The organism is Exiguobacterium sp. s70, assembly GCF_018618315.1.
In the GTDB taxonomy this organism is placed as follows: Bacteria; Bacillota; Bacilli; order Exiguobacteriales; family Exiguobacteriaceae; genus Exiguobacterium; species Exiguobacterium chiriqhucha.
The window spans coordinates 106,147-131,868 of the sequence record NZ_JACSLV010000006.1; the positions used below are offsets into that span (position 1 = coordinate 106,147).

Here is a 25,722-nt window from a genome sequence, read left to right on the forward strand (position 1 = left end):
TTGTGACGAAGAGGGCGGTTCATGCCCTTCTTTTTTTTGTCAGAAAATCGTTGGATTTTGTAAGCGTTTTCACAAAAGAGTCGTTTTATACTTAAAAGAGAGGCAAGATGGATTGGAGGATGCGACATGAAACCAAAATGGACGGTGGACGATTTGAGACAGCTTGATGTGTTCGCCAAATGTGCCACACGAGAGCTCGAGGCGCTGTTGCCGCATGTCTATTGCCGCACGTATCGGAAAGGTCAACTCTTGTTCATAGAGGGGGATCCCCGGGAACGGGTCTATTTCTTGATTAGCGGTTATGTGAAGCTCGAGCGTTGCAACGAGACGGCGACACATCAATATACGGACTACTTGAAACCGAAGCAATTGTTCCCGTATCGTGGCTTGTTGACGGAACCGTACTATCAACATTCAGCCGAGGCGTTGACCGATATCGAGGTCATCTATATGCCGACCGACCGTTTCGAACAGCTTGTCTCGCGGAACGCATCGATGTTGCTCCACATCGTCGGACAGATGAACCGGATTCTTGATTTGCACGAGCGCCGTGTCCAGGACATCATCACACCGAGTGCGACTGACCGGGTGCTCAACACGATTCATTACTTGATTGAAGACCTCGGGGAGCCGGAAGCGACGGGCGTCCGTGTCCGCTGCCCGTTCACGACAATTGAGATTTCGCGCTTGTCGGGTACGTCACGAGAGACCGTGTCGAACATCTTATCGCGGTTGCGAAAAGAAGACGTGCTTCAATTTGATGCGCGGGAATTGATGATCGGTCATCCTGAATATTTTGAACAGTCGCTGTGATGGCGCCGCGTGTGGGACGTGGCGTTTTTTGCATGTCTGAGGAAGCGAAGCGTTCGCCTTGCAAGGGTGCATCAGGTATAATTAGTGAGAATCCTCACAAAGAAAAAGTCTCCTGATTGATAGAAAGGATGAACGCAGTGAAACGACTGCAAGCTCTCGCTTTAGCAGAAAAACGCCATATCGTCGGACTCATCATCGCGGCAGTGATGATCGGGTTGTCGATTTTAGCTCAAGCCTATTTGATTGTCGACATTGTCGATCAAGTCTTTTTAAAAAATGCATCGTTTGAAAGCGTCGTTCCGACGCTCGGTTGGCTCATCCTCGCGCTCGTCACACGAGCTGGTTTCGGCTATATGTCGGGGAGGATTGGAGCGAGCCTGTCAGAAAAGGCGAAACGAACACTCCGATTGCAACTGCTCGACCGCTATACGTCGAATCCGATTGAGACGTCACTATCCGGTCAATCCGGTAAAAAGGTGAGCGTGTTCATGGACGCGGTCGACGAAGTCGATGCCTACTTCAGCCAATATTGGCCGCAAGTCATTCAAACGTCGATTATTCCGCTACTCATTCTCGTCGTCGTCTTCAGCCAACATTGGATTTCAGGCGTCATCATGATGGTGACGGCTCCGTTCATCCCGATTTTCTTCATCATCATCGGGATTGCGACCCAGAAGAAGTCAGAACAGCAGATGGAGAAAATGAATCAGTTCTCCGGCAAGTTCTTGGACGTGTTGCAAGGATTGACGACGCTCAAACTATACGGTCGGACCGAGCGTGAGGCGCAAGCGATTGAAAAGAGCAGTCTCGACTTCCGCGACGCGACGATGGTCGTCTTGAAGACGGCGTTCCTGTCGGGTCTCATGCTCGAGTTCATCTCGATGCTCAGCACGGGCGTCGTCGCACTCGAAGTCGCGCTCCAAATGGTCGTCTGGGAGAACTTGACGTTCTTCTCCGGCTTTTTGATTCTCGTCTTGGCCCCGGAATACTATTTGGCCATCAAAGACCTCGGCGGTGCGTTCCACACCGGACGCGGCAGCATGGGGGCGGCCGACCGTATTTTCGAGGCGCTCGATGCACCGGATGAACGCTTGACCTGGGGCGACCGGACGTTGACGAGCCGGACACCCGACCTCGAGCTCGACGCCGTCTCGTTCGCCTATGAAGGTGGACGCTTTACGCTGCAGCCTTTGAGCGGTGTGATTCCTGCCGGCGCCCATGTGGCGCTCGTCGGGGCGAGCGGGTCCGGCAAGACGACCGTCTTGAACGTGTTGTCCGGGCTCGTGAAACCGGACAGTGGACGTGTCCTCGTCGATGGAGAACCGCTCGAGACATACACCGATTCGTCATGGTATGACACGATTGGCTATATCTCACAAAATCCGTATTTGTTCGCCGGTACCGTCGCCGATAATATCACCCTCGGGGAAACGGCCGACGAGATAAACATCCTTGAAGCCGCGGATGCAGCCGGATTGAACGATGTCATCGCGCAATTGCCGAACGGCATTCATACTGAACTCGGTGAAGGCGGTTATGGGTTGTCCGGAGGCGAACGGCAACGGCTCGCCTTGGCCCGCGCCTTCTTGAAACGACCGGGCATCATCTTGTTCGATGAACCGACGACAGGGCTCGATTTAGTGACGGAGCAAATCGTTCGGCGCTCGATTGAGGAGTTGTCGCGCGAGGCGACGCTCGTCACGGTCGCGCATCGGTTGCATACAATCAAGCAGGCGGATGCGATTTGGTTCATGGACGATGGGAAGCTCCTCGCCCAAGGCACGCATGACGAACTGCTCAGCGTTCCGCAATACGCTGACTTGTTCACGCTACAGAAAGGGGTGAGAGGATGAATTCACTTTGGACGATCACGAAATGGATGATGCGAGAGAAGAAAGATATCGTCCTCTCAATCTTCTTTGGGTACGTGGCCGGCATCGCGGCCGTCGCCTTGTTCGCGGCGAGCGGTTATCTTGTCTCACGGGCCGGTCTCGTACCGCCGCTCTATGCGCTCATGGTGCCTGTCGTCTTGATTAAATTGTTCGGTGTGATTCGGGCGAGTGCGCGTTATCAAGAGCGCCTTGCCTCGCACCGGGCGACATTCACGATTTTGAGCGAGTTGCGGGTCCGGTTTTACCGCCAGCTCGAACCGCTCGTGCCGAGCATCTTTGCCAAGTATCGGAGCGGGGATTTGCTCGCTCGCGTCGTCGGTGACGTCGAGAGCTTGCAAAACTACTTTTTACGGGTATTCTATCCGCCGATTATCTTGGTGCTCGTCTTCTTGAGTACGATTTTTTTCGTCACGTATTTCTCGATGTGGGTCAGCCTCTGGATTTTGTTCGGTGTGTTCGTGACCGGTTTTTTGATTCCGGCGTTCTTCGCCCGAATCCGTGCCAAGCACGACCGCGAGCTTCGCGCCTTACGGGGTGACCTGTCGAGTGGGATGACAGAGATGATGTACGGATATCGCGATTTGTTGCTTCATCATCAACTTGGACGGACACGCGGCGAGCTGCTCGAACAGAGTGACCGTTACGCCGAAGCGCAGAAGCGGGATGTGACGAATCAGTTCTTCAACTCGTCACTCGTCGTGGCGGCCTCCCTGCTCGTCTCGTGGGGTGTTCTTGCCATCGGGGCGTATCTCGTCGTCGACGGCGAGTTGAACGGCCTATTTTTGGCCATGCTCATCATGATGTCGCTCACCGCGTTTGAGAACGCGACACCGATGGCGGTCTTCCCAGGTCACTTTGCCGACAGCAAGCAAGCGGCCGATCGACTGCTCGAAGTCGTCGAGCCGAGTGAAGCAATCGTCGCGGCCGAGGCCGCCCGGACGGACATGATACTCGAATCCGCTCCGGACGTATCGTTCGAGCGCGTGACCTATCGTTATCCGGATACGTACCGCGATGTCCTGAGCGACGTGGATGTGACGTTACGAAGCGGGACGAAGACGGTCATCGTCGGGCCGAGCGGCTCAGGGAAATCGACGCTCCTGCAACTGTTGCTCGCTTTCGTCAGACCTGATTCCGGTGAGATCCGATTGAATGGGCAACGGTTGGACGATGTGACCCAAGCATCGGTCTGGAGTGAAGCCAGCGTCGTCCTTCAAGAGAATCACTTCTTCTTCGGGACGGTGCGCGAGAACTTGGCGTTAGCCGGAGAGTTCACCGACGCTGAGATGGAAGCGGCGCTCGCGAGCGTCCGGCTCGGTTTCTCACTCGATGAGCCTGTCCTCGAGAAAGGGGCGAACTTGTCGGGCGGAGAACGGCAACGGCTCGCCATCGCCCGGGCGCTCTTGAAGAACGGGGTGCTCTGGATTCTCGATGAAGCGACGTCGGCTCTCGATGCGCGGACCGAGGCGGACGTGTTCGCCGAAGTCTTCCGCCGTGCCGAGTCATCGACACTCGTCATGGTCAGCCATCGCTTGACCGGGCTCGAGCGCTTCGATCACATCATCGTCATGGAAGGCGGTCGCGTTGTAGAGACGGGAACGTATGATGAACTGATGCGGTCCCGCGGTGTATTCTATGGATTGAAACAGATCGAGCAAGATATTTTCGCATGAAAAAACGAGCGGCTCCGTCGGAGAGCCGCTCGTTTTTTGGATGGCAAATTTGGGTGCAACAAATGGGGGTTGTCGCATTGCTTTCAAAAAGAGTGTCGTGGAGGGGAATCCACGTGACGCAATAGTTTGGGGAACGGTTACGTCAAGCTTTTGGGAGCTACATCTTGAGTATAGGTGATAACGATTCTCATTGTCAATTAGAAAATGATACAAAAAAACCACAACCGGTTCGGGTTGCGGTCAATCGTCAGCTTGATGGCACGCCCTTGCGGAACGTGAAGCGAATCAAGCTGAACAAATAGCGGATATAGAAGAGGGCGAACGCATAAAATACAGCGATGGCTGATGCGCCGAGTTCAACACCTGGAATGTTCATCAAGAACTCGAGGATGAGAATCGACAGCAAGAAGATGTAGAGGCCAGCGTCGAGATAGAGTGGCATCAATTTGCCACGTTGATGCCAGAACGTCCGGACGAGCGGAGCGACGATCATCCCGATGATGCGTTCCGCGAAACCGATGCTAAGCACGGAAATCATGAACGCAGCGACCGTTTCGAACGAGACGAGCTCTGAGAACGCAAACATCGAGATAAGCAAGAGCGGGCCGATGAAAATCATCATTGAGAGTGACGTGCGTAAAAAGATCAGTAAGTTCCGTTTCATCGTGTCGACTCCCCCGAAGAGCGACTGGCGGAACGTCTTGCCACGTTGATAGTCGAGGATGAACGATCCCACAAACATCAAACCGAATAGTGATAACAATACTGTCATGAAATGTGTTTCCCCTTTTTCTGTCCAAATCTATGATCAACTGTAAGAATCATCGAATCAAAGTCTAGCCTAGTGTACCGATTCACTAGTTGAAAGTAAAGCGGGAAAACTGCGTAAAACCGCAATCTTTTGCGAACGATTCGCCGATTACGACGCCAAGATGAAGCGATTGCGACCAGATTCCTTAGCGTGGTATAACGCTTCGTCGGCATGCTTCAACACGCTGTCGACTTCGATGTCGTTTGAATGGCAGGCGCCGAGCGAGACCGTGATATGTAACGTCCCGGCGCTCGTCTCGAACGGGAATGTCGAGACTTTTTCTCGTATAGATTCGGCGAGGCGAGTCACGTCCTCTCGATTGGCGTTCGGCATGATGATTAAAAATTCTTCTCCGCCGAAACGACCGACGAGATGCCGTTCGTCGCTCTCGGCGACGAGTAACATGCCGAGCTCACGTAATACGTCGTCCCCGACGTCATGACCGTACGTGTCGTTCACGCGCTTGAAATGGTCGATGTCGACAAGGATCAACGCGTACTCTTTCGCCTCGACGTTCAGGTTGGCCATGGCTTCATTCAATAGACGTCGGTTGGCGATGCCGGTCAGCGCGTCCGTCCGAGCAAGTTGTTGCTGGTGCTGGACGTTCTCAAAGTGACGTCGCAACTCTTGGAGCAACCGGTAAGAAGCACAGGCACCGCCGTATGCCATCACGACGTAGGCAAGAATGACGGGATAGAACAATTGAAGCGGTAACGCGTAATAGATGGCGGCACCGAAAACAGCGATACTGATTGTCGTGAAAATAAGTAGCGTATTGCGGGTATTATCGAGTTTGAGGCGCAAGAGACTGATGGGAAGAACGAGCCCGATCATCGTCAAGACCGCTAAATAAAAGCCGATGTACGCCCCATCGGTGACCATCAAAAAACGAGCAGTCAAAAAGATAACGGCGGCAACCGTTCCGCTGACCCATCCACCGAACAGGACGGCAAGTGAGATTGGGATGGAGCGCAAATCAATTAGCATCCCTTCAAGTGGCAGTGCGTTCGCTAGTAAAATCAAGGCGACGAACCCGGTTTGAACGCCGAGCAGAATTCTGCTTTTTAAAGGTGATTTCGGTGTGAGCCGTGGACGGTTTCGGAAAGGGAGAAACGAAATCGTGAATAGCGTGAATAGGATACACAGATTTAGAAAAAATGAGTTGATGATCGTGAGCATGAACGCATCCCCTAACGTGAAATGGAAATAATTAGTTTCAGTTTAGCACATTACAACCAGGTTGACGCTTGATGGATGGGGATAATGTGTTCACCATTCCCGCCATTCTTCCGTCACGTCTTCTGTCGTCTCATAACCGGCTAAAATGGCACCGGCTTGAATGAAGTCGTACAATTCCTCACGCTCGACCGTCTCGATGAAATGGTCGTGTTCTTCGTCAATTTCGTTTAAACGCAATACGACGTCGCGGACGGCCGCTAACACGTTTGCTTCCGTGCCGTCTGCCTGTGTCAAGGCGGTCACGTACCGCCGAAGCGCGGCATCGACGGCAAAGATGATCTCGACGGTATACACGTCATCTCCCTCGTTCATTCGGTCTTCCCACATCAGTGTCGGGCGATTGGCCCATAATCGTTCAACTTCCATACTAGGTGCCTCCTTCGAAATGGAACATCATCTTCCACTCTATCTTAGCAAATAAGTTTGGTATGATAGAGAAAAAGGGGGACTGTCCGTGCGGTATTGGGATCATTTCAAACGAGCCTTCATTCCGATCGCGCTCATCTTGATCGGGTTAGCCATCTTTTATACATTATCGGCTCGAGGCAATCTGGCATTGACTGCTCTCGGAGCGGCCATCGTCGGCGTCATCTTATTTTTAGTGATGCGTCATATGAATCGGGTCGAAGAAGACTAACGAGAACACGTTCGGGGTTCTCGTTTTTTGTTGTCTGTGAGATTTTTTGGGTACACTACATAGTAAGGAGGGATTTATTATGACAAAAGCTACATTTGCGGGAGGCTGTTTTTGGTGCATGGTCAAACCGTTTCATAAATATGAGGGGGTCGAGCGCGTCATTTCCGGCTATACGGGCGGACATGTCGACAATCCGACCTACCAACAGGTCTGTTCAGAGACGACAGGTCATCTAGAGGCGATCGAGGTCACGTTCGATCCGGAAGTCATCTCGTACGAGGAACTGTTGCGCATCTATTGGCGTCAAATCGACCCGACCGATGGCGGCGGACAGTTCAACGACCGGGGTGAATCGTATCGACCGGCGATTTTCTATCATTCAGAAGAACAGCGTGCGGCGGCTGAACGCTCCAAACAAGAAATCGAAGATTCGGGTCGATTCGACCGATCGATTGAAGTGGAGATTCGCCCCGCGAAGACGTTCTGGGAAGCAGAAGACTACCATCAGGACTATTACAAGAAAAACCCGTTCCGTTATGAGATGTACCGGGTCGGTTCTGGCCGGGCCAAGTTCGTGAAAGAAGCGTGGAGTGACAAGAAGATTCAGAAAGAATTGAAAGATCGTCTGACGCCGATGCAATATAAAGTCACGCAAGAGAACGGCACCGAGCCCCCGTTCCAAAACGAATATTGGGATGAGGAGCGGGAAGGGCTGTACGTCGATGTCATCGATGGGACACCGCTCTTCACGTCGCGCGATAAATTCCAATCGAATTGCGGTTGGCCGAGCTTCGCGCGTCCAATCGAAGAGAAGCGCATCGACATGAACATGGACACGACGCACCATATGGTCCGGACGGAGGTCCGTTCGAAGGGAGCCGACAGCCACCTCGGCCACTTGTTCGATGACGGTCCGAAAGAGCTCGGTGGCTTGCGCTACTGCATCAACTCGGCAGCGCTTCGTTTCATTCCAAAAGAAGAACTCGAGTCTGCAGGGTATGGAGAGTACAAGCACTTATTCGATGCGTGAAGGAGAGAAGGCCATGTTCACATCCGTCAAACAACAGATCCGTCGTGAGACGCTCGCGACCGTATTGGACTATTACGACAAATCGATTCGGAATCTATCGGAAGCCGCCAGAGACGAGAAGTATAACAAGATGAGCGCGACGCCGTTCTCGTTTTTCCGGGGGAGTTCGCACTTGTTCTATTACGACTTTGCGAAAGTCCCGCTCGCGTTCGATACGGATGCGTCCCATCCGACGTTCATTCAAGGAGATCTCCATTTTGAGAATTTCGGTGTGTTCGAGGATGGCGCCGGGACGATCATTTACGATGTGAACGATTTTGATGAGGCGTATCTCGGCTCTTATTTGTTTGACGTCCTGCGCATGGCCATCTCAGTCGACTTGTTTGCCGCCGAGTCAGGTTTTGATGCGACTCGTGCCATCGAGACATATGCTGACACGTATGCACGTGCGATTGAGCGTTACGCGAACGGGAAAGACGAAGATGTCCAGTTTACGAAAGCGAACACGTGCAAAGCGATCAAGAAAGTGATTAAAAAGGCCGAGAAGAAGAAAGACGCGTTCATGGCCGAGCGGACGGAAGTACGGGATGAGGAGCGTTACTTTGCGACGAGTGACGACCTCGTTCCGGTCAGTCCGAAGACGGCGAAGCAAATCAAGCAGGCATGGCCGGACTATTTGTCGTCGTTATCGGAGAAACATCGCCATCACGCCGACCATTACAAGATTAAAGATATCGCCATTAAACGTGAGAGTGGCACCGCTTCGATTGGACTCGAACGCTATTATATTTTGATTGAAGGCGCGGACGAGGAGCATGACGAGGATATCATCCTGGAAATGAAACAAGCCCAATCGGCCGTCCCGTCTCTCTTCTTGCCGACGCATCCATTGTTTGAGGACGGGCTGTCCCATCAAGGGGCCCGTGTCATCGCGGCTCAGCGTGCCATGGTGCACAGTCGTGACCCGTATCTCGGCTACTTGACGATTGATGGGAATGAATACTACGTCCGTCAACGGTCACCGTATAAGCGAAAAGTGAAAGCGAAGCACATCAAGAATGAGGAATCGCTCATCGAGACGTTGAAAGTGCAGGCGGAAATCACCGCCAAGATTCATGCCCGGGCGGATGCGGATGCGAACGTGCTCGATTATGAGGCGAGTGAACGCATCGCGGCGGCCATCGGTGTGTCGCGCCCACTGTTTATCCGTCAAATCACAAGGTGGTCCCAATTTTACGCCAATCAAGTCCGGTTTGATTTTGAAGCGTTCCAGACATGGCTCACGACGCGCTCGGAGACTCACGTCTGAACGAGCATCGGACTTGCGGCCAGCCCCTCGTTTGCCTCAGAATGGAACGGTAAAGGATGTGTGCGATAGATGATTACGGAACAACAGGTCATCTTGCAGATGAAGCAAGTGATGACACAAATCGAACAGTCGAGCGGAGAGGCCCAGAAGCGCCATTTGGCCAAGCTGATGGGGTATTGCGAGCTACTGCTCGCCGATTCGGCTCCGACGCAACAAGCAGTGGTTCCTGTGGCCCAACCGGTCGAGTCGAAGCCGCCGCTCGATCGTCAGATGGCGGCGTTCCTTGGAATTCCGCTTGAAGAAGAGGATAAACCGAAAACTGATTCATTGCTCGACTTTTAAGCTGTGCCCCGTGGCACAGCTTTTTTTGTGAGGCGTTCGCGTTGACTTATATACCGTAGGGGGTATAATGAGGTTAACTAAAATATACCTAACGGAGGCGTGACTATGCTTGACTTCTTGTTTGTTGCAGTAGTGATCGGATTGATTTATTTTTGGTGGACGAAGCGGAACGGCACGAAAACAGTCTCGACGGATGAGTTGAAACGAAAGATTGCCGAAGAGCGGAACATTCAATTGCTCGACGTCCGGGAACCGCATGAATACAAGGGCGGGCATATCAAGCAAGCGAAGAACGTCCCTTTGTCTGGATTCGGCAATGCGAGTGCCCAGTATCCAAAAGATAAAGCACGTCCGGTCTACGTCATCTGTCAAAGTGGGATGCGAAGCCAGCGGGCCGCTGCCATGTTGAAGAGCGCTGGCTATACGGACGTCTACTCGGTCAAAGGCGGTATGAATTTCTGGCGTGGATTATGAGAGCAGCTCTAGCCGAACAATATGTTCAGCTAGAGCTATTTTTATGAAACGTTTCCGCTTTCGGTTTTCAGGGGATTCTGCTACGGTAGGAACATAGGAAAGAGAGAGGGGACCAGACAATGGCAGTCATTTTATTTGATATCGATGGGACGCTCGTCGACACGACCGGACCGATGACGCAAGCGATTCACGAGGCGTTGGAGCAACTTCCACATTTACCGAAACCGAGTGAGGATGCGGTCCGTTCCGGTTACGGGTTGGCCGGCAACGCATTTTGGGAACATGTTATCCCGGAAGCGACGATTGAAGAGATTCGCCAAATCCGCAAGTTGCGGCATGAGACGCTCGAGCGGGCGATGGAAGGACAGCTCGTCTTGTTCGACGGCATCTATGAGATGCTCGAGGCGCTTCATAAAAAAGGGCACACGTTGACGACCGCAAGCAACTGCGGTGTCCATTATTTGAACCTGATTCTCGACTCGCAAAACATTCGCCAGTTCATGACGGCGCCAGAATGCCTCGAATCCGTAAGTGGTGAGAAAAAAGCCGACATTTTGACGGCGCATCGCCTCCGTCACGGCGAGAACGACTATGTGATGGTCGGGGACCGGAAATCGGATGTCGAAGCGGCTCGGGCCCATGACTTCCCGGTCGTCTTGACTGGATTTGGGTTTGGAAACGAGGACGAATGGGCGCTCGCGGATCATGTAATTGCGACGCCGAACGACTTGATTACGTATATCGAATCATAAAAAATTCCGGTTGAACGCGATGTTCAACCGGAATTTTTTTAAAGTCCAAGCGAGATATATTTGATTTCCAAAAATTCTTCGATGCCATGGTGACCGCCTTCACGGCCGAGACCGCTCTGCTTCCACCCGCCGAACGGTGCTTGCGGCGTCGACGGGAGACCGTCATTGACGCCGACGATGCCGTATTCGAGCGCTTCGGCCAAATAGAGGGCCTCGTTGATGTCTTGCGTGAACACATAAGCGGCGAGACCGAACGGGGTCGCATTCGCGCGCTCAATCACTTCCTCGAGCGTATCGAACGACGCAATCGGTGCGACGGGGCCGAATGTCTCCTCGTTCATGCACAGCATATCCTCATTCGCATAGCGGACGACGGCCGGCCGGACGAACAATCCGTCGAGCTGTTCGCCACCCGTGATTTCCCCGCCCCGGATTTGGGCGTCTTCCAAGTGCTTCATCACTTTCTCGACCGCGGCCTCGTCGATGAGCGGGCCGATATCCGTCCCTTCGTCGAGTCCGTTCCCGACTTCGAGCGCCGCGACGGCCTCAATGAATTTTTCAGAGAACGCATCGACGATGGATTGCTCGACATAAATTCGGTTGGCACAGACGCACGTCTGTCCGCCGTTACGGAATTTCGTCGCGACGGCTTGAGGCACGGCCTTGTCGAGGTCTGCCTGCGCTGTGACGATGAGCGGGGCGTGACCACCGAGCTCGAGCGAGATTTTCTTCATCGTATCGGCGGCACCGCGCATGAGCGTCTTGCCGACCTCGGTCGAACCGGTGAACGTCAATTTGCGGACACGGGGATCGTGTTGCCACGTGTTCACGATGTCAGAGGCTTTCCCGGTGACGAGATTGATGACGCCGGGGGGGAAACCGGCTTTCTCGGCCAGTTTGACGAGTTCAATGGCCGTCAGCGGCGTCGCGGAGGCCGGTTTCAGGACGACGGTGCAGCCTGCAGCCAGAGCCGGTGCGAGCTTCCGGGTGATCATCGCCGCCGGAAAATTCCATGGCGTGATGGCGGCGACGACGCCGACCGGTTGCTTGATGGCGAAGATTCGCTTCTTGTTCGACGAGGCCGGGATGGTCTCGCCGTACACGCGTCTTCCTTCGGCGGCGTACCACTCGATGAAGCCATTCGCATAGCGGACTTCGCCGATGGCTTCTTGTAACGGCTTGCCTTGTTCTTCAACCATCGTCCGAGCGATGGCTTCCGTATGTTCATCAATCAGGCGGTTCCATTCGAGCAGGAGAGCGCCGCGTTCTTCGGCGGTCTTCTCTTGCCAGTCCTTCAAGGCATCGTACGCGGCATCGACAGCCTGTTTCGCTTCGGCCGTGTCACTCTTTGTCACCGTGGCCATGATGTTTCCGGTGGCGGGGTTGCGCACCTCGATCGTGTCCGATGTATCAATCCATTCTCCATTGATGAAATTGTTCTCCACTCGCATCTTGATTTCCCCTTTCGTCTAGGTCACATTGTAAAAGTACCCGTTTTCAAAAATCATACACAATTTTACAAAGAGGAGGGTCGCCATGTGGATCATCATTGTCGGTTATGTCGTCGGCAGTATCCTGGGCGGACGCTTGTACGGCATGTGGAGTGGTCAACATCTGGCTACGACCGGATCGGGGAACACCGGTGCCCGCAATGCGTTACGGATCGGCGGGAAGCGAGCGTTCTTGTTCGTTTACGGATTCGACGTCTTGAAGACGGTACTCGTGTTGTCAATCAGCGGTCCATACTTTTTTGAGACCGGACTCGCCTTGACGATCGGCCACATTTATCCGATTTGGCATATTCGTTCCGGGGGGAAGGGGTATGCCGTATTTTCTGGAATTATATTAGCGTACAGCCCGCTATGGTTTATTGTGGGACTTCTGCTGTTGTTGCTTCTCATCAAAGTGACGCGTAACTCGCGCGAGACGGGGCTCGTCATGCTCGTGCTCCTGCCGCTCGCGGCCTGGGGGGACGCAACAGATGTCGGATTGGCCAGTTTGACGATGCTACTCATCGTGTATCACCACATAAGGGGGAAACAACGTGCTTGAATTTCGAAGAGCGACGCCGGAGGATGCTTCGGCGATTCACCGACTGAACTATGAGACGTTCGTGGAGGAAATTCCGCAGCACCATCCAAACGCGGACCGGCTTCTCGTCGACCGCTTTCATGACACGAATACATATTGGATTGGGTTGGCGGACGGGCAGCTCGTTGCCATGTGTGCCATCCGGGACGAGCACCCGTTTTCACTTGAACAAAAAGGTGTGACGCTGCCACCGGGAGAGTGGATTGAAGTCCGGCTATTGGCCGTGACGCCCGCCTATCGGAACACGAGGACGTTTGCCGGACTTATGCGAGCGATGATCATGGAAGCGACAGACCGGGGTGTGGAAGGGATTGTCATCAGCGGAACCGTGCGCGAACAGAAGCTATATCGACGGTTTGGGTTTATCCCGTTCGCAGAACCGGTCGGGACGTCGGAGGCGTTATACGTGCCGATGCAGTTGACGCGCTATGGGTTCATGCAGTCAGAGACCGCTCGAACGTTGCGGCCAAAGCTACTCCTCGCCGGGCCCGTCGAACTGTCGAATCAAGTGCGCGCTGCGCTTGCCGCTCAGCCGATATCACATCGGTCGGCCGAGGCTAGCCGTTTGCTCCATTCGGTCCAGTCGAGGCTGAGCCATCTCGTCAAGTTGCCCCATGTTTACACATTGCTCGGGAGCGGGACGATTGCGAACGATGCCGTCGCCGCCCAGTTGCGCGGACGTGGCGTGATCATCGACACAGGGGAGTTCGGACGGCGGCTGATTGACCATGCCAATCGGGCTGGTCTTGAATTTGATGTCGTCCCGCTTTCGGCTGGGCGTCGTCTCGACTTAAAGCGAATCGGACAACATGCACCAGATTGGATTTGGACGGTCCATTGCGAGACGTCGACGGGGAAGCTGGTCGATTTGGACCAGTTGCGTCAGTATGCACAAACACATCCGACGAAGATTGCGATTGATGCCATCAGTGTGGTCGGGACGAAAGTGACCGACTATTCGTTCGCGCATCTGGTGACGTTCGTCTCGGGCAAAGCGCTCCGAAATGCTCCTGGATTGGCGTTTGTCGCCATGCGAGAACGAGCTGTCCCGAACCCGTCGATTCCGCGTTATTTGGACTTGGCAGGCTATGACCCAATCGCCTTCACGCAATCGGTCCCGCTCATTCAAGCGATGGACGTCGCCTTGCACGAGCTGACGGACGCGGAGATTGCGACCCATCAATCCAAACTTGATGCGTTCGTACATGAACTGGTGCGCCGCGGTGTATCGGTTGAACTCGGGGACGACCAAGCGCCGGGCATTTTTTCGCTCACGCTGCCAGACACACTGTCCTCGATTGAGCTAGGATATCAATTGGCGTTCCACGGCTATCAAGTCCAGTTCGAGAGCGTTTATTTGCAGCGCGCGAATTGTCTCCAAGTCGCGACGATGGGATGGACGACCGACCGGGATTTGCAGCAAGTCGCCGCCTATATCGGGACGTGGCTCCAGAAAAAAACCGCCACTCCATGGAGTGACGGGTTCAGACGCGGAAATCTTGGCGGGCCAAATGACGAATCTTTCGACCGAGGCGTCTTGAGTTGAAATAAGCGATGACCGAGACGACGCCACCTGACCAGAACAGCCACTCATCCGGTCGGAGATAGCCGAATAGCCCGACGACAAGGCCGAGAATAATCAAGCCAGCGTTGAACGTTTGACGATGGAGCAGTTCTTTCGACTCGAGCTCACGTTGGAACATCGCTTGTTCGGACAGGCGCTTCCGGGTCGGCTCTTTCAAATAGTTATCGAGGAGCGGCGGGACGTTCAGCAACTTCTTGCCGTAGTTGAGCGCCGTCATGACGTAACGGTTTTGAATTGTCGTGCCGTCGGCCTCGAGCCATTGAATGACAATCGGTTTACCGAGCGTAAACAAATCGATTTTTGAATCAAGGATTTGTAAAATCCCGAGCAAGGTCGAGGCGGCTCGACCGAAGAACGCGAACTCGGCTGGCAATTGAATCGGCTCGTTCTTGACGAGCAACTGGATGTCTTGCAACACTTTTTCAATCAATTTCGTGTCGACCGTGTCGATATCGGTCTCTAAATAGAACGTGACCGCTTTCTCGAGTGCCTGGCGGATATTGTGCTTGTTCGCCGTCGGCAACAAGAAGCGCAAGTCTTCGAGGCCGTCGACGACCCCGTCATAGTCGAGCGAGATGAACGCCTGCAGGATTTTACGGATGGTCGCCATATCTTGTGGTGTCGTCGAGCCGACCATTCCGAAGTCGAGCAGGATGATCGTGCCATCGGCCCGGATCTGCACGTTACCCGGGTGTGGGTCGGCGTGGAATTTCCCGCCGAACAACAGTTGCTCGGCCGCCATCGTGAATAAGCGTTCGGCCAGGGCGGAGCGATCGATGTTATTCTCTTTCAAGAAGGCGAGGTCGGTGATGCGACGCGCATCGACCCAATCCATCGTCAACACCCGGTTCGAACAGAGATGATCATAATAGTCCGGTATGTAGACGTCCGGATTTTCGGCGTACTTCGCTTTGAAATAAAGGGCATTTTTTAATTCGGTTTGGAAATTTAATTCATCCCCGATGACAAAAATCATTTGGCGATATAAGCTATCTAAGTCGGTCGATTTTGCCAGCGAGGTCCGCTTGAGCATCGTCGTGACGATTCGCATCGCTTTAAAGTCGGTCCGAATGATTTTTTCGATGTCCGGACGCTGGATTTTCAGAGCGACACGCTTCCCTGTCTCAAGCAGGGTCGCGCCGTATACTTCCCCAATCGAAGCGGAGGCGACGGCATCGATGCCGACGTCTTTCACGACCTGTGTGTAAGGGACGCCCCATTCTGCTTCCAAGATGGCGCGGGATTTGTCCCAGCCTGAAGTCGGGACACGGTCGACGAGCTCCGACAATTCATTTAAAACGGATGGGGGCAACAAGTCGGCTCGAATCGATAAGAATTGGCCAAGCTTGATTAGCAGCCCCTCGAGTCGGAGCGCGTTTCGCTTATACTCGCGGGCGAGATTCAACATGAGTGTCTCGTATTCTTCGGTCGACGCGAGACCTTGCTGCTGTTTGCGTGAGAAGGCATAAATTTTAATGATGAATCGGGCGAACATTGTGACGATAATCCATATGCGGAACAAGGCGATTCGTTTCATAAAGTACCGACATCCTTTACAAGCAGTCGCTCGACTGGTCTGATTTTTTGTATCTTAACTTTACCACAGAATGCTTTCAAGAAAGGGCAAGGGATGTTTATGGAGTGGGAATTACTCAACGTCGTCGGGACGATCGCGTTCGCGGCGAGCGGCGCCATCATCGCGATGGACGAGAAATATGATATTTTTGGGGTATGGTTGCTCGCCTTTACGACAGCCTTCGGCGGCGGAGCGATCCGAAACGTCTTGCTCGGCAACCCCGTCAGCTTGATTTGGCAACAAAATGATCTCTTCATCCTTTGTTTTCTTGTCGCATTGCTCATCTTCCTGCTGCCGAGCGTCGTTTTGCCCCATTGGGAACGCTGGGGTGTCATCGTCGATGCGATTGGGCTTGTCGCCTTTTCGTTTCAAGGCGCACAAGTCGCCATCAAGCTCGATTTACCATTATCGGCAGCGATTGCGGCTGCCGTCTTGACAGGTGTCGGCGGGGGTGTTGTCCGTGATTTGTTGGCCGGACGTAAGCCGCTCGTCTTACAATCGGAAGTATATGCGATTTGGGCCATCATCATCGCGGTCGTCACGTATTATTTCCGGCTCGAAGGTGGGCTTGCGGTGTATGCGCTATTAATTGTCGTGGCGACGCTTCGAGTGATATCCTACTATCGAAAGTGGAATTTACCTGCACGCAAAGTGCGATAAGGGGGAAACTAGTATGAAAGTATTGCTGATCATCGGCGCTGCCTTGATGGCACTCGGCGTCGCGTTCGGTGCGTTCGGGGCCCACGCCTTGAAAGAACGTCTGACACCGAACATGCTCGCGAACTGGCAGACAGGCGTGCTCTACCATATGATTCATGCCATCGGGATTATCGCCTTGGCGAGCGTCTTGATGAAAGTGAGCATCAGCCAGTTCAGCACGGCAGGTTGGCTCATGTTCGCCGGAATCATCTTCTTCTCGGGGAGCCTTTACGTGATGGCGCTGACCGGAATCACGAAGCTCGGAGCGGTCACACCGATTGGCGGCGTCTTGTTTATCGCGGCCTGGGTGTTCGTCATCATTGGCGCGCTCAAACTGTAATCAAACGTTAACGCCTGATTAACAGTCCTCCTGTATCATTCGGAGTGTGAGACCCCTTGTCTCCACACCAACGAACAATTGGCCCGTTTAGCCTTTTTCGCCTGGAGCGAGAGACTAAACAGGCCCTTTTTACGTTTTTTGGAAATGGTTAGACTTAGAAAAATACCTGGATTATACTTTTTTAATATAAGGTCAATAATTTCCTATTTTCATCTATTATTACAACTATGTTTCGAGAAAAGAAAAGTGAAAAAATGTTGAAATATAAAGGGGTGGGGAGCCGTATAAGGTTTCCCACCCCTTCGTCGTAATAAAAGTGAAATATAACTTTAACAGGAAAACATTCGACACTTCGATATAATTAGTCGTGTTGAAACTAAAAAATTAATCGTTTTTGTTACATAGCAAAACGACTGACCTTTAAATAGTACGTGAACCCTAACCCCGTCAATAGAAAGGATGTCCCCATTGATCAATTGGAAACGCACCGTCTCGACACTCACGCTTAGCGCGCTTCTTCTTGGGACGCACTCGGTGGCTGATGCCTCGACGTCAATCAAGGAGAAACAAGAGCAGCAGAAGAAAGTGCAAGAGCAACGGAATAACGTCAAACAGAACCAATCGAATACGTCTTCGAAAATTAAGCAAAATAAAAATGAAATCTCGAAAGTTCAAGCTGAAGTCAACAAGATGGATGCCCAACTTCAAGACATCATCAATGATGTCGCAGCGAAACGCCAAGAAATCAAGCGTACTGAGTTGAAAATTGAAGACCTCGAAGCTGACATTAAAGGCTATGAGAAGAAGATGAAGGCTCAAGAAGCAATGATGAAAGAGCGTATGGCCACGATGCAAACGAATGGCGGCGGCTCAATCAATTGGGCTGAGTTCATCTTCGGTTCGAAAAACTTCTCGGACTTGATCACACGGATGATCACGGCCGGAACGATTCAACGAAGCGACCAAGAGTTGTTTGAAGACTATGAAGCGACGCGTCAATCGTTACAAGAAGCGCAAGCATCACTTAAAGAAGAACGCACATCGCTCTTGAAGCAACAAAAAGCGCTAGAAGTACGTCAAGCTCAACTCGAGAAGAAGATGAAACAGCGCGAAGCTCGCATCAAAGAGCTCGAGGACAAGAATATCAAATTCGAATCGCAAATCTTCGACCTTCAAGAAATCGAAGCGACGTTAATCGCGCAAGAAGAAGCGATTGCGGCTGAGATTGAAGCGCAACGTCGTGAGGAAGAAGAAGCGCGTCGTCGTGCTGAAGAGGCGGCTCGTCAAGAAGCAGCCCGTAAAGCTGAAGAAGCTCGCCAAGCAGAAGCGGCGCAAGCAGCAGCAGCCCGTCAAGCAGAAGAAGCAAGAGCGGCAGCGGCTAAAGCCGAGGCAGAACGAGCAGCAGCTCAAAAACAGCAGAACAATAACAATAATACCCAGTCGTCTTCATCTTCAAACCAGACGACACAAAATAGCACACCGGCACCGAAACCGGCTGCGCCAGCACCAAAGCCGGCGCCAGCACCAGTACCAGCGCCTAAACCAGCTCCGACGGCACCGACCACATCGGCACCGGCACCATCGGGCGCAATGTTCATTCAACCGACAACGGGACGTTTCTCACAAGGATGGGGACCGGCAAGCGGTCAATTCGGCTACTCGTTCCATAACGGCGTCGATATCGCTGGACCTGTCGGAACACCAATCCGTGCCTCGGCAACGGGAACGGTCATCCGTGCAGGCTGGGGTGGCGCATATGGGAATCACGTCATGATCGCCCACGTCATCAACGGACAAGTCTGGACGACGGTCTATGCACACTTGAACTCGGTCTCAGTAAGCGCCGGTCAACGTGTGACGCAAGGGTCGAACATCGGTGGACTCGGCAACACGGGTAACTCTTCAGGCCCGCACCTTCACTTCGAGATTCACCAAGGAAGCTATTCATATTCAGGAACGAGCGCGGGAAGCACAGTCAACCCACGTCAGTTCTTCTGATATTCAACGAGGACCCGTCAATCGTGACAGGTCCTCGTTTTGTGTCCCAGCAAAACTAAAAACAAGCGCCTATCCGTTGCGGACAGGCGCTTGTTTCAGTTGGCTTGCTCGATGTCGTCTGATTGATCCTTTGCTTTGCGGAACCGCTCACGGACGAGATAGATGACGGTCAATCCGACCAACCATGGAATCCCGAACTTGAGCAGAATATTGAAGTCGGTGAACCATGTTGTGATCATGAGGCTGAGCAATAGTCCGGCACCGAGTAACGGCAAGAACGGGTAACCGATCATGCGGACCGGTAATTTGCGTCCTGTCCACTTCTTACGGAAGAACAAGTGGGAGACGAATACCATGAACCATGTGAAGATGGCTCCGAACATCGAGATGCCCATCAAGAATGGATACGATGTTTCCATGAACACTTGAAGCAACGCCGCGAGAATAATCCCGCCTGTTGAGACGAGCAAAGCGGGCATTGGAATCCCGCTAGTGCTGACTTTTTTAAAGATGCGCGGAGCATCACCGGCCTCGGCGAGGGAATACATCATTCGCGTTGACGCGTAGAGCTGTGCATTCATCGCCGACAAGGCAGCGATTAAGATGACGAAGTTCAAAATGCCAGCAGCGCCAGGCACGTCGAACTGTTGCATGACGAGAACGAACGGGCTTTGATCGATGCCCGCTTGCTGCCATGGGATGAGCATGAGCATGATCCCAATCGTGATGAGATAAAAGAACGTCAGACGGAACACAGTCGCGCGCAACGCTTTCGGTACGGCGCGGTCCGGGTCTTTCGCTTCGCCGGCCGTGACGGCGACGAGCTCGGTCCCGAGGAAACTGAAGAGCGAGATGAAAATCGTCACCCACATCCCGTAAAACCCGAAGGCGAAGAAACCTTCATCGCCGGTCGTGATCGATTCGATTGGTGAACCGGGTTGACCGAACAGCGTGGCGGCACCGAGGACGATAAACAGAATGATGGCCGTAACTTTGATGAACGATAACCAGTATTCGGTCGTCCCGAACGTATGGACGTGCCGGGCGTTGACGTAGATGAGCAATCCGCCGAATACGGCGACCCAGACGAATCCGTTCACATCGGGGAACCAGTACCGCATATAGATGGCAATCGCGCTCACTTCGACGCCGATGGCGAGGACGTTGGCGACCCAGTATGAGTAGCGGACCAAAAAGCCCGCGAGCGGATGGACATACCGTTCGGCGATCGTGCCGAACGAGCCCGAAGTCGGATGGGCGACGGTCATTTCAGCGAGACAGCCCATCAGTAACAGGACGATGAACGCCCCGATGGCGTAACTGACGAGCACGCTCGGTCCTGCCGTTTGGATAGCGAGCCCGCTTCCGAGGAAGAGGCCCGTCCCGATGGCGCTACCGAGCGAAATCATCGTCAACTGCCGCGTGGACAGTTCACGTTTTAATTTGCTAGTTTCCAAAGTCAATTCTCCTTTAGTTGAGTGAAGTGTTGTTGGGGACGACTATAGCAGACAAAAAAATCAAGTGTCAACTCGCGAAATCGCAAAAGACGGCATCGATTCGGCCGCACCTATAGAAGCAAAGTTTTTTTACATGCTTTTGTTTGACAGGAGGTTTCTCGACCTGTATAGTACGAGTTAACTTAATTGAAACGAACAAAGGCGTCGACGAAGAGAAGTAACGACGGTCCCCGTATGACAGAGAGCTGATGGTTGGTGTGAATCAGTATGCGGGACGTCGCGAATGGACTTCCGAGCTCTAAACCGAAACTTTTAGTAGGCTTTAGCGGGTCACCCACCGTTACCATGGGAAAGCGGATGTTTGTCCGTGAAGTGGGTTCTACGGAACCAACGAAGGTGGCACCACGGGGTTACTCGTCCTTCTCATAGCGCAAGCTATGAGAAGGACGAGTAACCCTTTTTCGTTTCAACACATCATAAATCAGTGATTGAGAAGAGTAGCGTGAACAAGTCTCGTTCAGAGAGCCGGGGGTGGTGGGATCCCGGCCGAGGCCATCACGTGAATGGGCTCATGAGAGCATGGCTGAATCAAGTAGGTCATGACGGTTTCCTCCGTTATCGGGATACGATGTGATAGCATCGGAAAGTGGGATCAATCGATCCAACGAGAGGTGGCACCGCGGTCCATACCGTCCTCCATACGACAGACGTCGTATGGAGTTTTTTTATACCCAAAATGCTTGAGGAGGAACGGACATGTTAACACGACTATTGACGAACCCATTGACGACGAATGAAATGAAACTGGCAGCGGCCGAGCTGTTCCAAGCCGATGAAGCGCAAATCGCCGAGGTGTTACTCGCGATGAAAGCGCGCGGTGAGACGGCTGAGGAGATGGCCGGACTCGCTGACTATATTCGTGAGGCGGCAACGTTCCCCGAGACGACGCTCCCTGTGCTCGACGTCTGTGGCACAGGCGGGGACGGGGCGAACACGTTCAACATCAGCTCGACGGTCGCGTTCGTCTTGGCGGGGCTCGATATCCCGGTCGCCAAACATGGGAATCGCAGCGTGTCGAGTCGGTCAGGCAGTGCCGACGTCCTCGAGTCATTAAATATCCCTATCGTCCAAAGTCATGAGGCGATGCTCGCCGACCTTGAGCGGACGAACTTGAGTTTCTTGTTCGCCCAACATATCCATCCGGTCATGAAACATGTCATGCCGGTCCGGAAACGACTCGCAACGGCGACCATCTTCAATCAAATCGGCCCGTTGACGAACCCGCTCAAACCGAAGCGGCAATTGATCGGCGTGTACCATCCATCGCTCATCGAGAAGATGGCGACGGCGATGCGTCACCTCGGCGTCGAGCGCGGCATGGTCGTCCATGGGGCAGGCGGGCTGGATGAAGCGAGTCTCGCCGGCAGAAACGACGTCTTGTTCTTCAACGGCGACAAAGTGGCCCGCTACACCGTCGACCCGCGCGACGTCGGATTGATGCGCGCTCCGCTGTTGGCCTTGCAAGGCGGGACACCAACTGAGAATGCGGCGACGCTCCTGGCCGTCTTGAACGGAGAGAAGGGACCGGCGCGAGACGTCGTCTTATTGAACGCCGCGCTCGCCCTCTGCACGTATGGGACGGTCCAAACGCTTCGCGAAGGCGTCGCGGTGGCAACGGCAAGCATTGATGAAGGGCACGCCATCCGCGTGCTCAAACAACTACAACGAACGGAGGTTGGCGCATGAGCTACTTGACGAAAATCATCGGAACGAAAATCGAAGAGGTCAATCAAATGGAAGACATCGAGGTGACGCGGACGACAGCCATCTCATTACCGCTTTTAATGAAGGACGGCTTTCATGTCATCGCCGAAATTAAGCGGTCCTCCCCGTCAAAAGGAGTGATTCGCCAAGAAGTGGACGTCGTGAGCCGGGCCCGCACGTATGAACAGGCAGGGGCGACAATGATTTCCGTTTTGACGGATACGACCTACTTCAACGGTTCGTTCAACGACTTGCGTGATGTCGCGGCCGCTGTTGAGATCCCAGTCCTCTGCAAAGACTTTATCATCGATGAACGACAGCTCGACCGGGCGAAGGAAGCTGGAGCGAGTGCGGCACTATTGATTGTTGCTGCGCTCCATCCGAGCCGGCTTCATACGTTAAAACAGTATGCGCGGTCCATCGGCCTCGACGTGCTTGTCGAAGTTCATGATGAGGCCGAGCTCCAGACGGCGCTCGAACTGGGCGATGTGTTGATTGGCATCAACAATCGAAACTTGAAGACGTTCGAGGTCTCGCTCGACACGTCGGTCGACTTGATGACGAAGTATCCAGATGTCGCGTTCGTCAGCGAGAGCGGCGTCAGCACAGGCGAGGCGGCCCGTCGGTTACAGACGGCCGGGGCCCGAGCGATTCTCGTCGGGGAGGCGCTCATGCGACAGGACGACCCGACAGCCTTGATTGAGGAGTTGACATCATGTTCGTTAAAATATGTGGATTGACGACGGAAGCGAGTGTCGCGACGGCGATCGAGGCCGGAGCGGACGCTATCGGATTCGTCTTTGCGAACAGTTCGCGCCAAATCGACATCGCGACGGCGCAACGGCTTCGGGGGTTCATCCCGGAAGATGTCCGAGTCGTCGGCGTATTTCTCGATCCAACAATCAAAGAGGTCGAAGCTGCCGTCGCTTGCGGGTTGACCGATATCCAATTACACCGCCGGACACGGCCGCTTGAAACGTTCCGTCAGTTCGGTCTCCCGATCATCGAAGCGGATCACGAGTCGGAGGCCGACATCATTTTACTCGACGCGCCGACGCCGGGCAGTGGGCAGACTCTTGATTGGGCGACGCTCGAACGGCCGGAACAGACGTTTTGGCTCGCCGGTGGATTGAACGTCGACAATGTCGGTGCGGCGATTCGCGCCATGCGACCGGACGGCGTCGATGTCTCGAGTGGTGTGGAGACGAACGGACAGAAAGATCACGATAAGATTCGCGCGTTCATCCGACGCGCCAAGGAGGAAACACAATGTATACACAACCAGTGAACGGAAAGTTTGGACCATATGGCGGAAAATATATTCCTGAGACGCTCATGCAAGCAGTCGAAGAGCTCGAAGTGGCGTACGAGGAAGCGAAACAAGACCCTGAGTTCCAGGAACGTTTCGCTGATCTCCTCAGTGAGTATGTAGGACGGGAAACGCCACTCTATTATGCGGAGAACATGAGCCGCCGCCTCGGGACGAATGTCTATTTAAAACGAGAAGATTTGAACCATACCGGTGCCCACAAAATCAACAACACGATCGGCCAGGCGCTCCTCGCCAAACGAATGGGCAAACAAAAAGTCGTCGCCGAAACAGGCGCGGGACAGCACGGGGTCGCTACGGCGACGGTATGTGCGCTGCTCAATCTCGAATGTACGATTTTCATGGGTGAGGTCGACGTCGAACGTCAAGAATTGAACGTATTTCGAATGGAGTTACTCGGTGCGAAAGTCGTTCCCGTTAAGTCGGGGAGTCGAACGTTAAAAGATGCCGTCAACGAGGCGCTCCGTTACTGGGTCAAACATGTCGATGACACGCATTACGTGATGGGGTCGGTGCTCGGACCGCACCCGTTCCCGACGATGGTCCGCGATTTCCAAAGCGTTATCGGGACAGAAACACGTCGTCAAGTGCTCGAGAAGACAGGTCGTCTCCCTGACGCGGTCGTTGCCTGTGTAGGCGGCGGTAGCAATGCGATGGGCATGTTCTATCCGTTCTTGAATGACGAAACAGTCGCCTTATACGGTGTCGAGGCAGCAGGGAGCGGTGTCGACACGGACAAGCATGCGGCAACGCTCACGAAGGGCGAGGTCGGGGTGCTTCACGGGTCGCTCATGTACGTGCTCCAGGACGCAGCCGGGCAAATCCAGGAAGCCCACTCGATTTCGGCCGGACTCGATTATCCGGGTGTCGGACCAGAACACAGCTTCTTGAAAGATATCGAACGGGTCCGCTATGCGGCGGTCACGGACGAGGACGCACTCGCAGCCTGCATGTCGCTCAGCCGCCAAGAAGGGATTATTCCGGCACTTGAGTCATCGCATGCGCTCGCTTATGCGGAAACGCTCGCCCAAACGATGGACGAGGACGACGTGCTCGTCATCTGTCTATCTGGTCGCGGGGATAAGGATGTTCATACGATTCGAGAAAGGGTGACTCAATGATGAGATTAGATGAAGCGATTCGACAGCGGAGTGAAGGGACGGCGTTCGTCCCGTACATCATGGCCGGGGACGGCGGACTCGATCACTTGATTCCGACGATTGAACGGCTAGAAGCGATGGGAGCGACGGCCATCGAACTCGGAATTCCATTCTCGGATCCGGTGGCAGACGGTCCCATCATCGAGGCGGCTGGAATGCGCGCCCTCGAACAAGGTGTGACGTTGACGGACGTGTTGGACCGTTTAATAGAAGGAACGGGTCGTTTTTCGGTGCCAATCGTCTTGATGACTTACTTGAATCCGGTGTTCCGGTTCGGGGTCGAGCGTTTCTTCGAGCGGGCGGCAGCGTCTGGGGTCAGCGGCGTCATCATTCCCGATTTGCCGTTTGAAGAGAGCCTCGATTTGTTCGCTGGCATCGATCGTCACGGAGTCGCGGTCGTACCGCTCGTCACGTTGACGAGCAGTCAGACCCGCATCGACACGATTCTGGATCAGGCGGAAGGATTCGTCTATGCGGTGACGCTCAAAGGGACGACTGGGAAGACGGACGTGTTCCCGGATGAGTTACTCGAGCACTTGCGTTCGTTGACGGCACGTTCACCCGTACCGGTGCTCGCCGGTTTTGGTGTCCATCGCACCGATCAGGTCCGGACGCTCGGGTCAGCCTGTGACGGGGTCGTCGTCGGTAGTTTCATCGTCGAGGCGCTCCATGCGGGACGTGAACAGGACGTGTCCACGTTGATTGCATCGGCGCGGACGGTCAACGCAAAAAAATAAGGGTCGTGCCTCG

General features: G+C 53.8%; 25 protein-coding genes and 2 other annotated features. Of the genes, 19 read left to right on the forward strand and 6 right to left on the reverse strand.

Annotated elements, in window-relative coordinates:
- The first annotated feature begins 126 nt into the window (after positions 1-126).
- The 3 genes from KNP84_RS13155 to cydC all read left to right on the forward strand — a co-directional run bounded on the left by KNP84_RS13155 (position 127) and on the right by cydC (position 4,378).
- Positions 127-813, forward strand: a complete 687-nt coding sequence (locus tag KNP84_RS13155) for a Crp/Fnr family transcriptional regulator (RefSeq protein WP_021065978.1) — start codon at positions 127-129, stop codon at positions 811-813.
- A gap of 128 nt (positions 814-941) precedes the next feature.
- Positions 942-2,666, forward strand: coding sequence for a thiol reductant ABC exporter subunit CydD (gene cydD / locus KNP84_RS13160; RefSeq protein ID WP_214830629.1), 1,725 nt, complete (start codon positions 942-944; stop codon positions 2,664-2,666).
- On the forward strand, positions 2,663-4,378 hold the full coding sequence (cydC, locus tag KNP84_RS13165) for a thiol reductant ABC exporter subunit CydC (RefSeq protein ID WP_215114944.1): 1,716 nt from the start codon (positions 2,663-2,665) through the stop codon (positions 4,376-4,378). Before cydD ends, cydC begins: the two co-directional genes overlap by 4 nt.
- 247 nt (positions 4,379-4,625) lie before the next feature.
- Here cydC and KNP84_RS13170 read toward each other — a convergent pair whose 3' ends face one another.
- The 3 genes from KNP84_RS13170 to KNP84_RS13180 form a co-directional block, all read right to left on the reverse strand.
- Positions 4,626-5,150, reverse strand: a complete 525-nt coding sequence (locus KNP84_RS13170) for a hypothetical protein (protein ID WP_058764968.1) — start codon at positions 5,148-5,150, stop codon at positions 4,626-4,628.
- Between the two features lie 147 nt (positions 5,151-5,297).
- Entirely contained in the window at positions 5,298-6,368 is a 1,071-nt protein-coding gene (locus KNP84_RS13175; RefSeq protein ID WP_214837587.1) for a diguanylate cyclase, read from the reverse strand.
- A gap of 90 nt (positions 6,369-6,458) precedes the next feature.
- A complete protein-coding gene (locus tag KNP84_RS13180; RefSeq protein WP_214716401.1) occupies positions 6,459-6,794 on the reverse strand; it encodes a hypothetical protein in 336 nt (111 codons plus the stop codon).
- An 88-nt stretch (positions 6,795-6,882) separates the two neighbouring features.
- Between KNP84_RS13180 and KNP84_RS13185 the strand changes: the two genes are divergently transcribed.
- From KNP84_RS13185 to KNP84_RS13210, 6 genes are all read left to right on the forward strand, one after another.
- Positions 6,883-7,065, forward strand: coding sequence for a hypothetical protein (locus KNP84_RS13185; RefSeq protein ID WP_214716382.1), 183 nt, complete (start codon positions 6,883-6,885; stop codon positions 7,063-7,065).
- A 79-nt stretch (positions 7,066-7,144) separates the two neighbouring features.
- Positions 7,145-8,095 carry a peptide-methionine (S)-S-oxide reductase MsrA gene (gene msrA / locus KNP84_RS13190; protein ID WP_214831007.1) on the forward strand — a complete coding sequence of 317 codons (951 nt, stop codon included), beginning with the start codon at positions 7,145-7,147 and terminating at the stop codon, positions 8,093-8,095.
- A 13-nt stretch (positions 8,096-8,108) separates the two neighbouring features.
- Positions 8,109-9,404, forward strand: coding sequence for a DUF2252 domain-containing protein (locus KNP84_RS13195; RefSeq protein WP_214831005.1), 1,296 nt, complete (start codon positions 8,109-8,111; stop codon positions 9,402-9,404).
- 69 nt (positions 9,405-9,473) lie between these two features.
- Entirely contained in the window at positions 9,474-9,746 is a 273-nt protein-coding gene (locus tag KNP84_RS13200; protein WP_058764957.1) for a DUF5327 family protein, read from the forward strand.
- A 105-nt stretch (positions 9,747-9,851) separates the two neighbouring features.
- Entirely contained in the window at positions 9,852-10,220 is a 369-nt protein-coding gene (locus tag KNP84_RS13205) for a rhodanese-like domain-containing protein (RefSeq protein WP_215114945.1), read from the forward strand.
- 119 nt (positions 10,221-10,339) lie between these two features.
- Positions 10,340-10,972 carry an HAD family hydrolase gene (locus KNP84_RS13210; RefSeq protein WP_021065989.1) on the forward strand — a complete coding sequence of 211 codons (633 nt, stop codon included), beginning with the start codon at positions 10,340-10,342 and terminating at the stop codon, positions 10,970-10,972.
- A gap of 38 nt (positions 10,973-11,010) precedes the next feature.
- On the opposite strand, the gene KNP84_RS13215 is transcribed toward KNP84_RS13210, so the two are convergent.
- Positions 11,011-12,423: an NAD-dependent succinate-semialdehyde dehydrogenase gene (locus KNP84_RS13215; RefSeq protein ID WP_215114946.1), complete on the reverse strand. Its 1,413-nt coding sequence runs from the start codon at positions 12,421-12,423 to the stop codon at positions 11,011-11,013.
- 85 nt (positions 12,424-12,508) lie between these two features.
- Between KNP84_RS13215 and KNP84_RS13220 the strand changes: the two genes are divergently transcribed.
- Both KNP84_RS13220 and KNP84_RS13225 read left to right on the forward strand, forming a co-directional pair.
- A complete protein-coding gene (locus KNP84_RS13220; protein WP_215114947.1) occupies positions 12,509-13,024 on the forward strand; it encodes a glycerol-3-phosphate acyltransferase in 516 nt (171 codons plus the stop codon).
- Complete coding sequence (locus KNP84_RS13225; protein ID WP_215114948.1) at positions 13,017-14,609, forward strand: GNAT family N-acetyltransferase; 1,593 nt, start codon at positions 13,017-13,019, stop codon at positions 14,607-14,609. Before KNP84_RS13220 ends, KNP84_RS13225 begins: the two co-directional genes overlap by 8 nt.
- On the opposite strand, the gene KNP84_RS13230 is transcribed toward KNP84_RS13225, so the two are convergent.
- Positions 14,548-16,185 (reverse strand): ABC1 kinase family protein, encoded by a 1,638-nt coding sequence (locus KNP84_RS13230; RefSeq protein ID WP_021065993.1) that lies wholly within the window; start codon positions 16,183-16,185, stop codon positions 14,548-14,550. The genes KNP84_RS13225 and KNP84_RS13230 overlap by 62 nt on opposite strands.
- A 93-nt stretch (positions 16,186-16,278) precedes the next feature.
- On the opposite strand from KNP84_RS13230, the gene KNP84_RS13235 reads away from it, so the two are divergent.
- The 3 genes from KNP84_RS13235 (at position 16,279) to KNP84_RS13245 (ending at position 19,261) form a co-directional block, all read left to right on the forward strand.
- Positions 16,279-16,884, forward strand: a complete 606-nt coding sequence (locus KNP84_RS13235) for a trimeric intracellular cation channel family protein (RefSeq protein WP_021065994.1) — start codon at positions 16,279-16,281, stop codon at positions 16,882-16,884.
- Positions 16,885-16,897: 13 nt separating this feature from the next.
- Positions 16,898-17,263 (forward strand): DUF423 domain-containing protein, encoded by a 366-nt coding sequence (locus KNP84_RS13240; RefSeq protein ID WP_021065995.1) that lies wholly within the window; start codon positions 16,898-16,900, stop codon positions 17,261-17,263.
- Between the two features lie 459 nt (positions 17,264-17,722).
- Positions 17,723-19,261, forward strand: coding sequence for a murein hydrolase activator EnvC family protein (locus KNP84_RS13245; protein WP_215114949.1), 1,539 nt, complete (start codon positions 17,723-17,725; stop codon positions 19,259-19,261).
- A 95-nt stretch (positions 19,262-19,356) separates the two neighbouring features.
- On the opposite strand, the gene KNP84_RS13250 is transcribed toward KNP84_RS13245, so the two are convergent.
- Positions 19,357-20,724, reverse strand: coding sequence for an amino acid permease (locus KNP84_RS13250; RefSeq protein ID WP_031199974.1), 1,368 nt, complete (start codon positions 20,722-20,724; stop codon positions 19,357-19,359).
- 189 nt (positions 20,725-20,913) lie between these two features.
- Positions 20,914-21,143 (forward strand) — a binding site (T-box leader).
- 50 nt (positions 21,144-21,193) lie between these two features.
- Positions 21,194-21,418 (forward strand) — a binding site (T-box leader).
- Between the two features lie 56 nt (positions 21,419-21,474).
- Between KNP84_RS13250 and trpD the strand changes: the two genes are divergently transcribed.
- From trpD to trpA, 5 genes are read left to right on the forward strand one after another with little or no spacing between them, the layout of a single operon-like run.
- Positions 21,475-22,464 (forward strand): anthranilate phosphoribosyltransferase, encoded by a 990-nt coding sequence (trpD, locus tag KNP84_RS13255; RefSeq protein WP_215114950.1) that lies wholly within the window; start codon positions 21,475-21,477, stop codon positions 22,462-22,464.
- Positions 22,461-23,222: an indole-3-glycerol phosphate synthase TrpC gene (gene trpC / locus KNP84_RS13260; RefSeq protein WP_058764941.1), complete on the forward strand. Its 762-nt coding sequence runs from the start codon at positions 22,461-22,463 to the stop codon at positions 23,220-23,222. Before trpD ends, trpC begins: the two co-directional genes overlap by 4 nt.
- Complete coding sequence (locus tag KNP84_RS13265; protein ID WP_214803169.1) at positions 23,198-23,770, forward strand: phosphoribosylanthranilate isomerase; 573 nt, start codon at positions 23,198-23,200, stop codon at positions 23,768-23,770. Before trpC ends, KNP84_RS13265 begins: the two co-directional genes overlap by 25 nt.
- Positions 23,752-24,933: a tryptophan synthase subunit beta gene (trpB, locus tag KNP84_RS13270; RefSeq protein WP_214803166.1), complete on the forward strand. Its 1,182-nt coding sequence runs from the start codon at positions 23,752-23,754 to the stop codon at positions 24,931-24,933. The genes KNP84_RS13265 and trpB overlap by 19 nt, the downstream gene beginning before the upstream one ends.
- Complete coding sequence (gene trpA, locus KNP84_RS13275; RefSeq protein WP_215114951.1) at positions 24,933-25,709, forward strand: tryptophan synthase subunit alpha; 777 nt, start codon at positions 24,933-24,935, stop codon at positions 25,707-25,709. Before trpB ends, trpA begins: the two co-directional genes overlap by 1 nt.
- Positions 25,710-25,722: the final 13 nt, after the last annotated feature.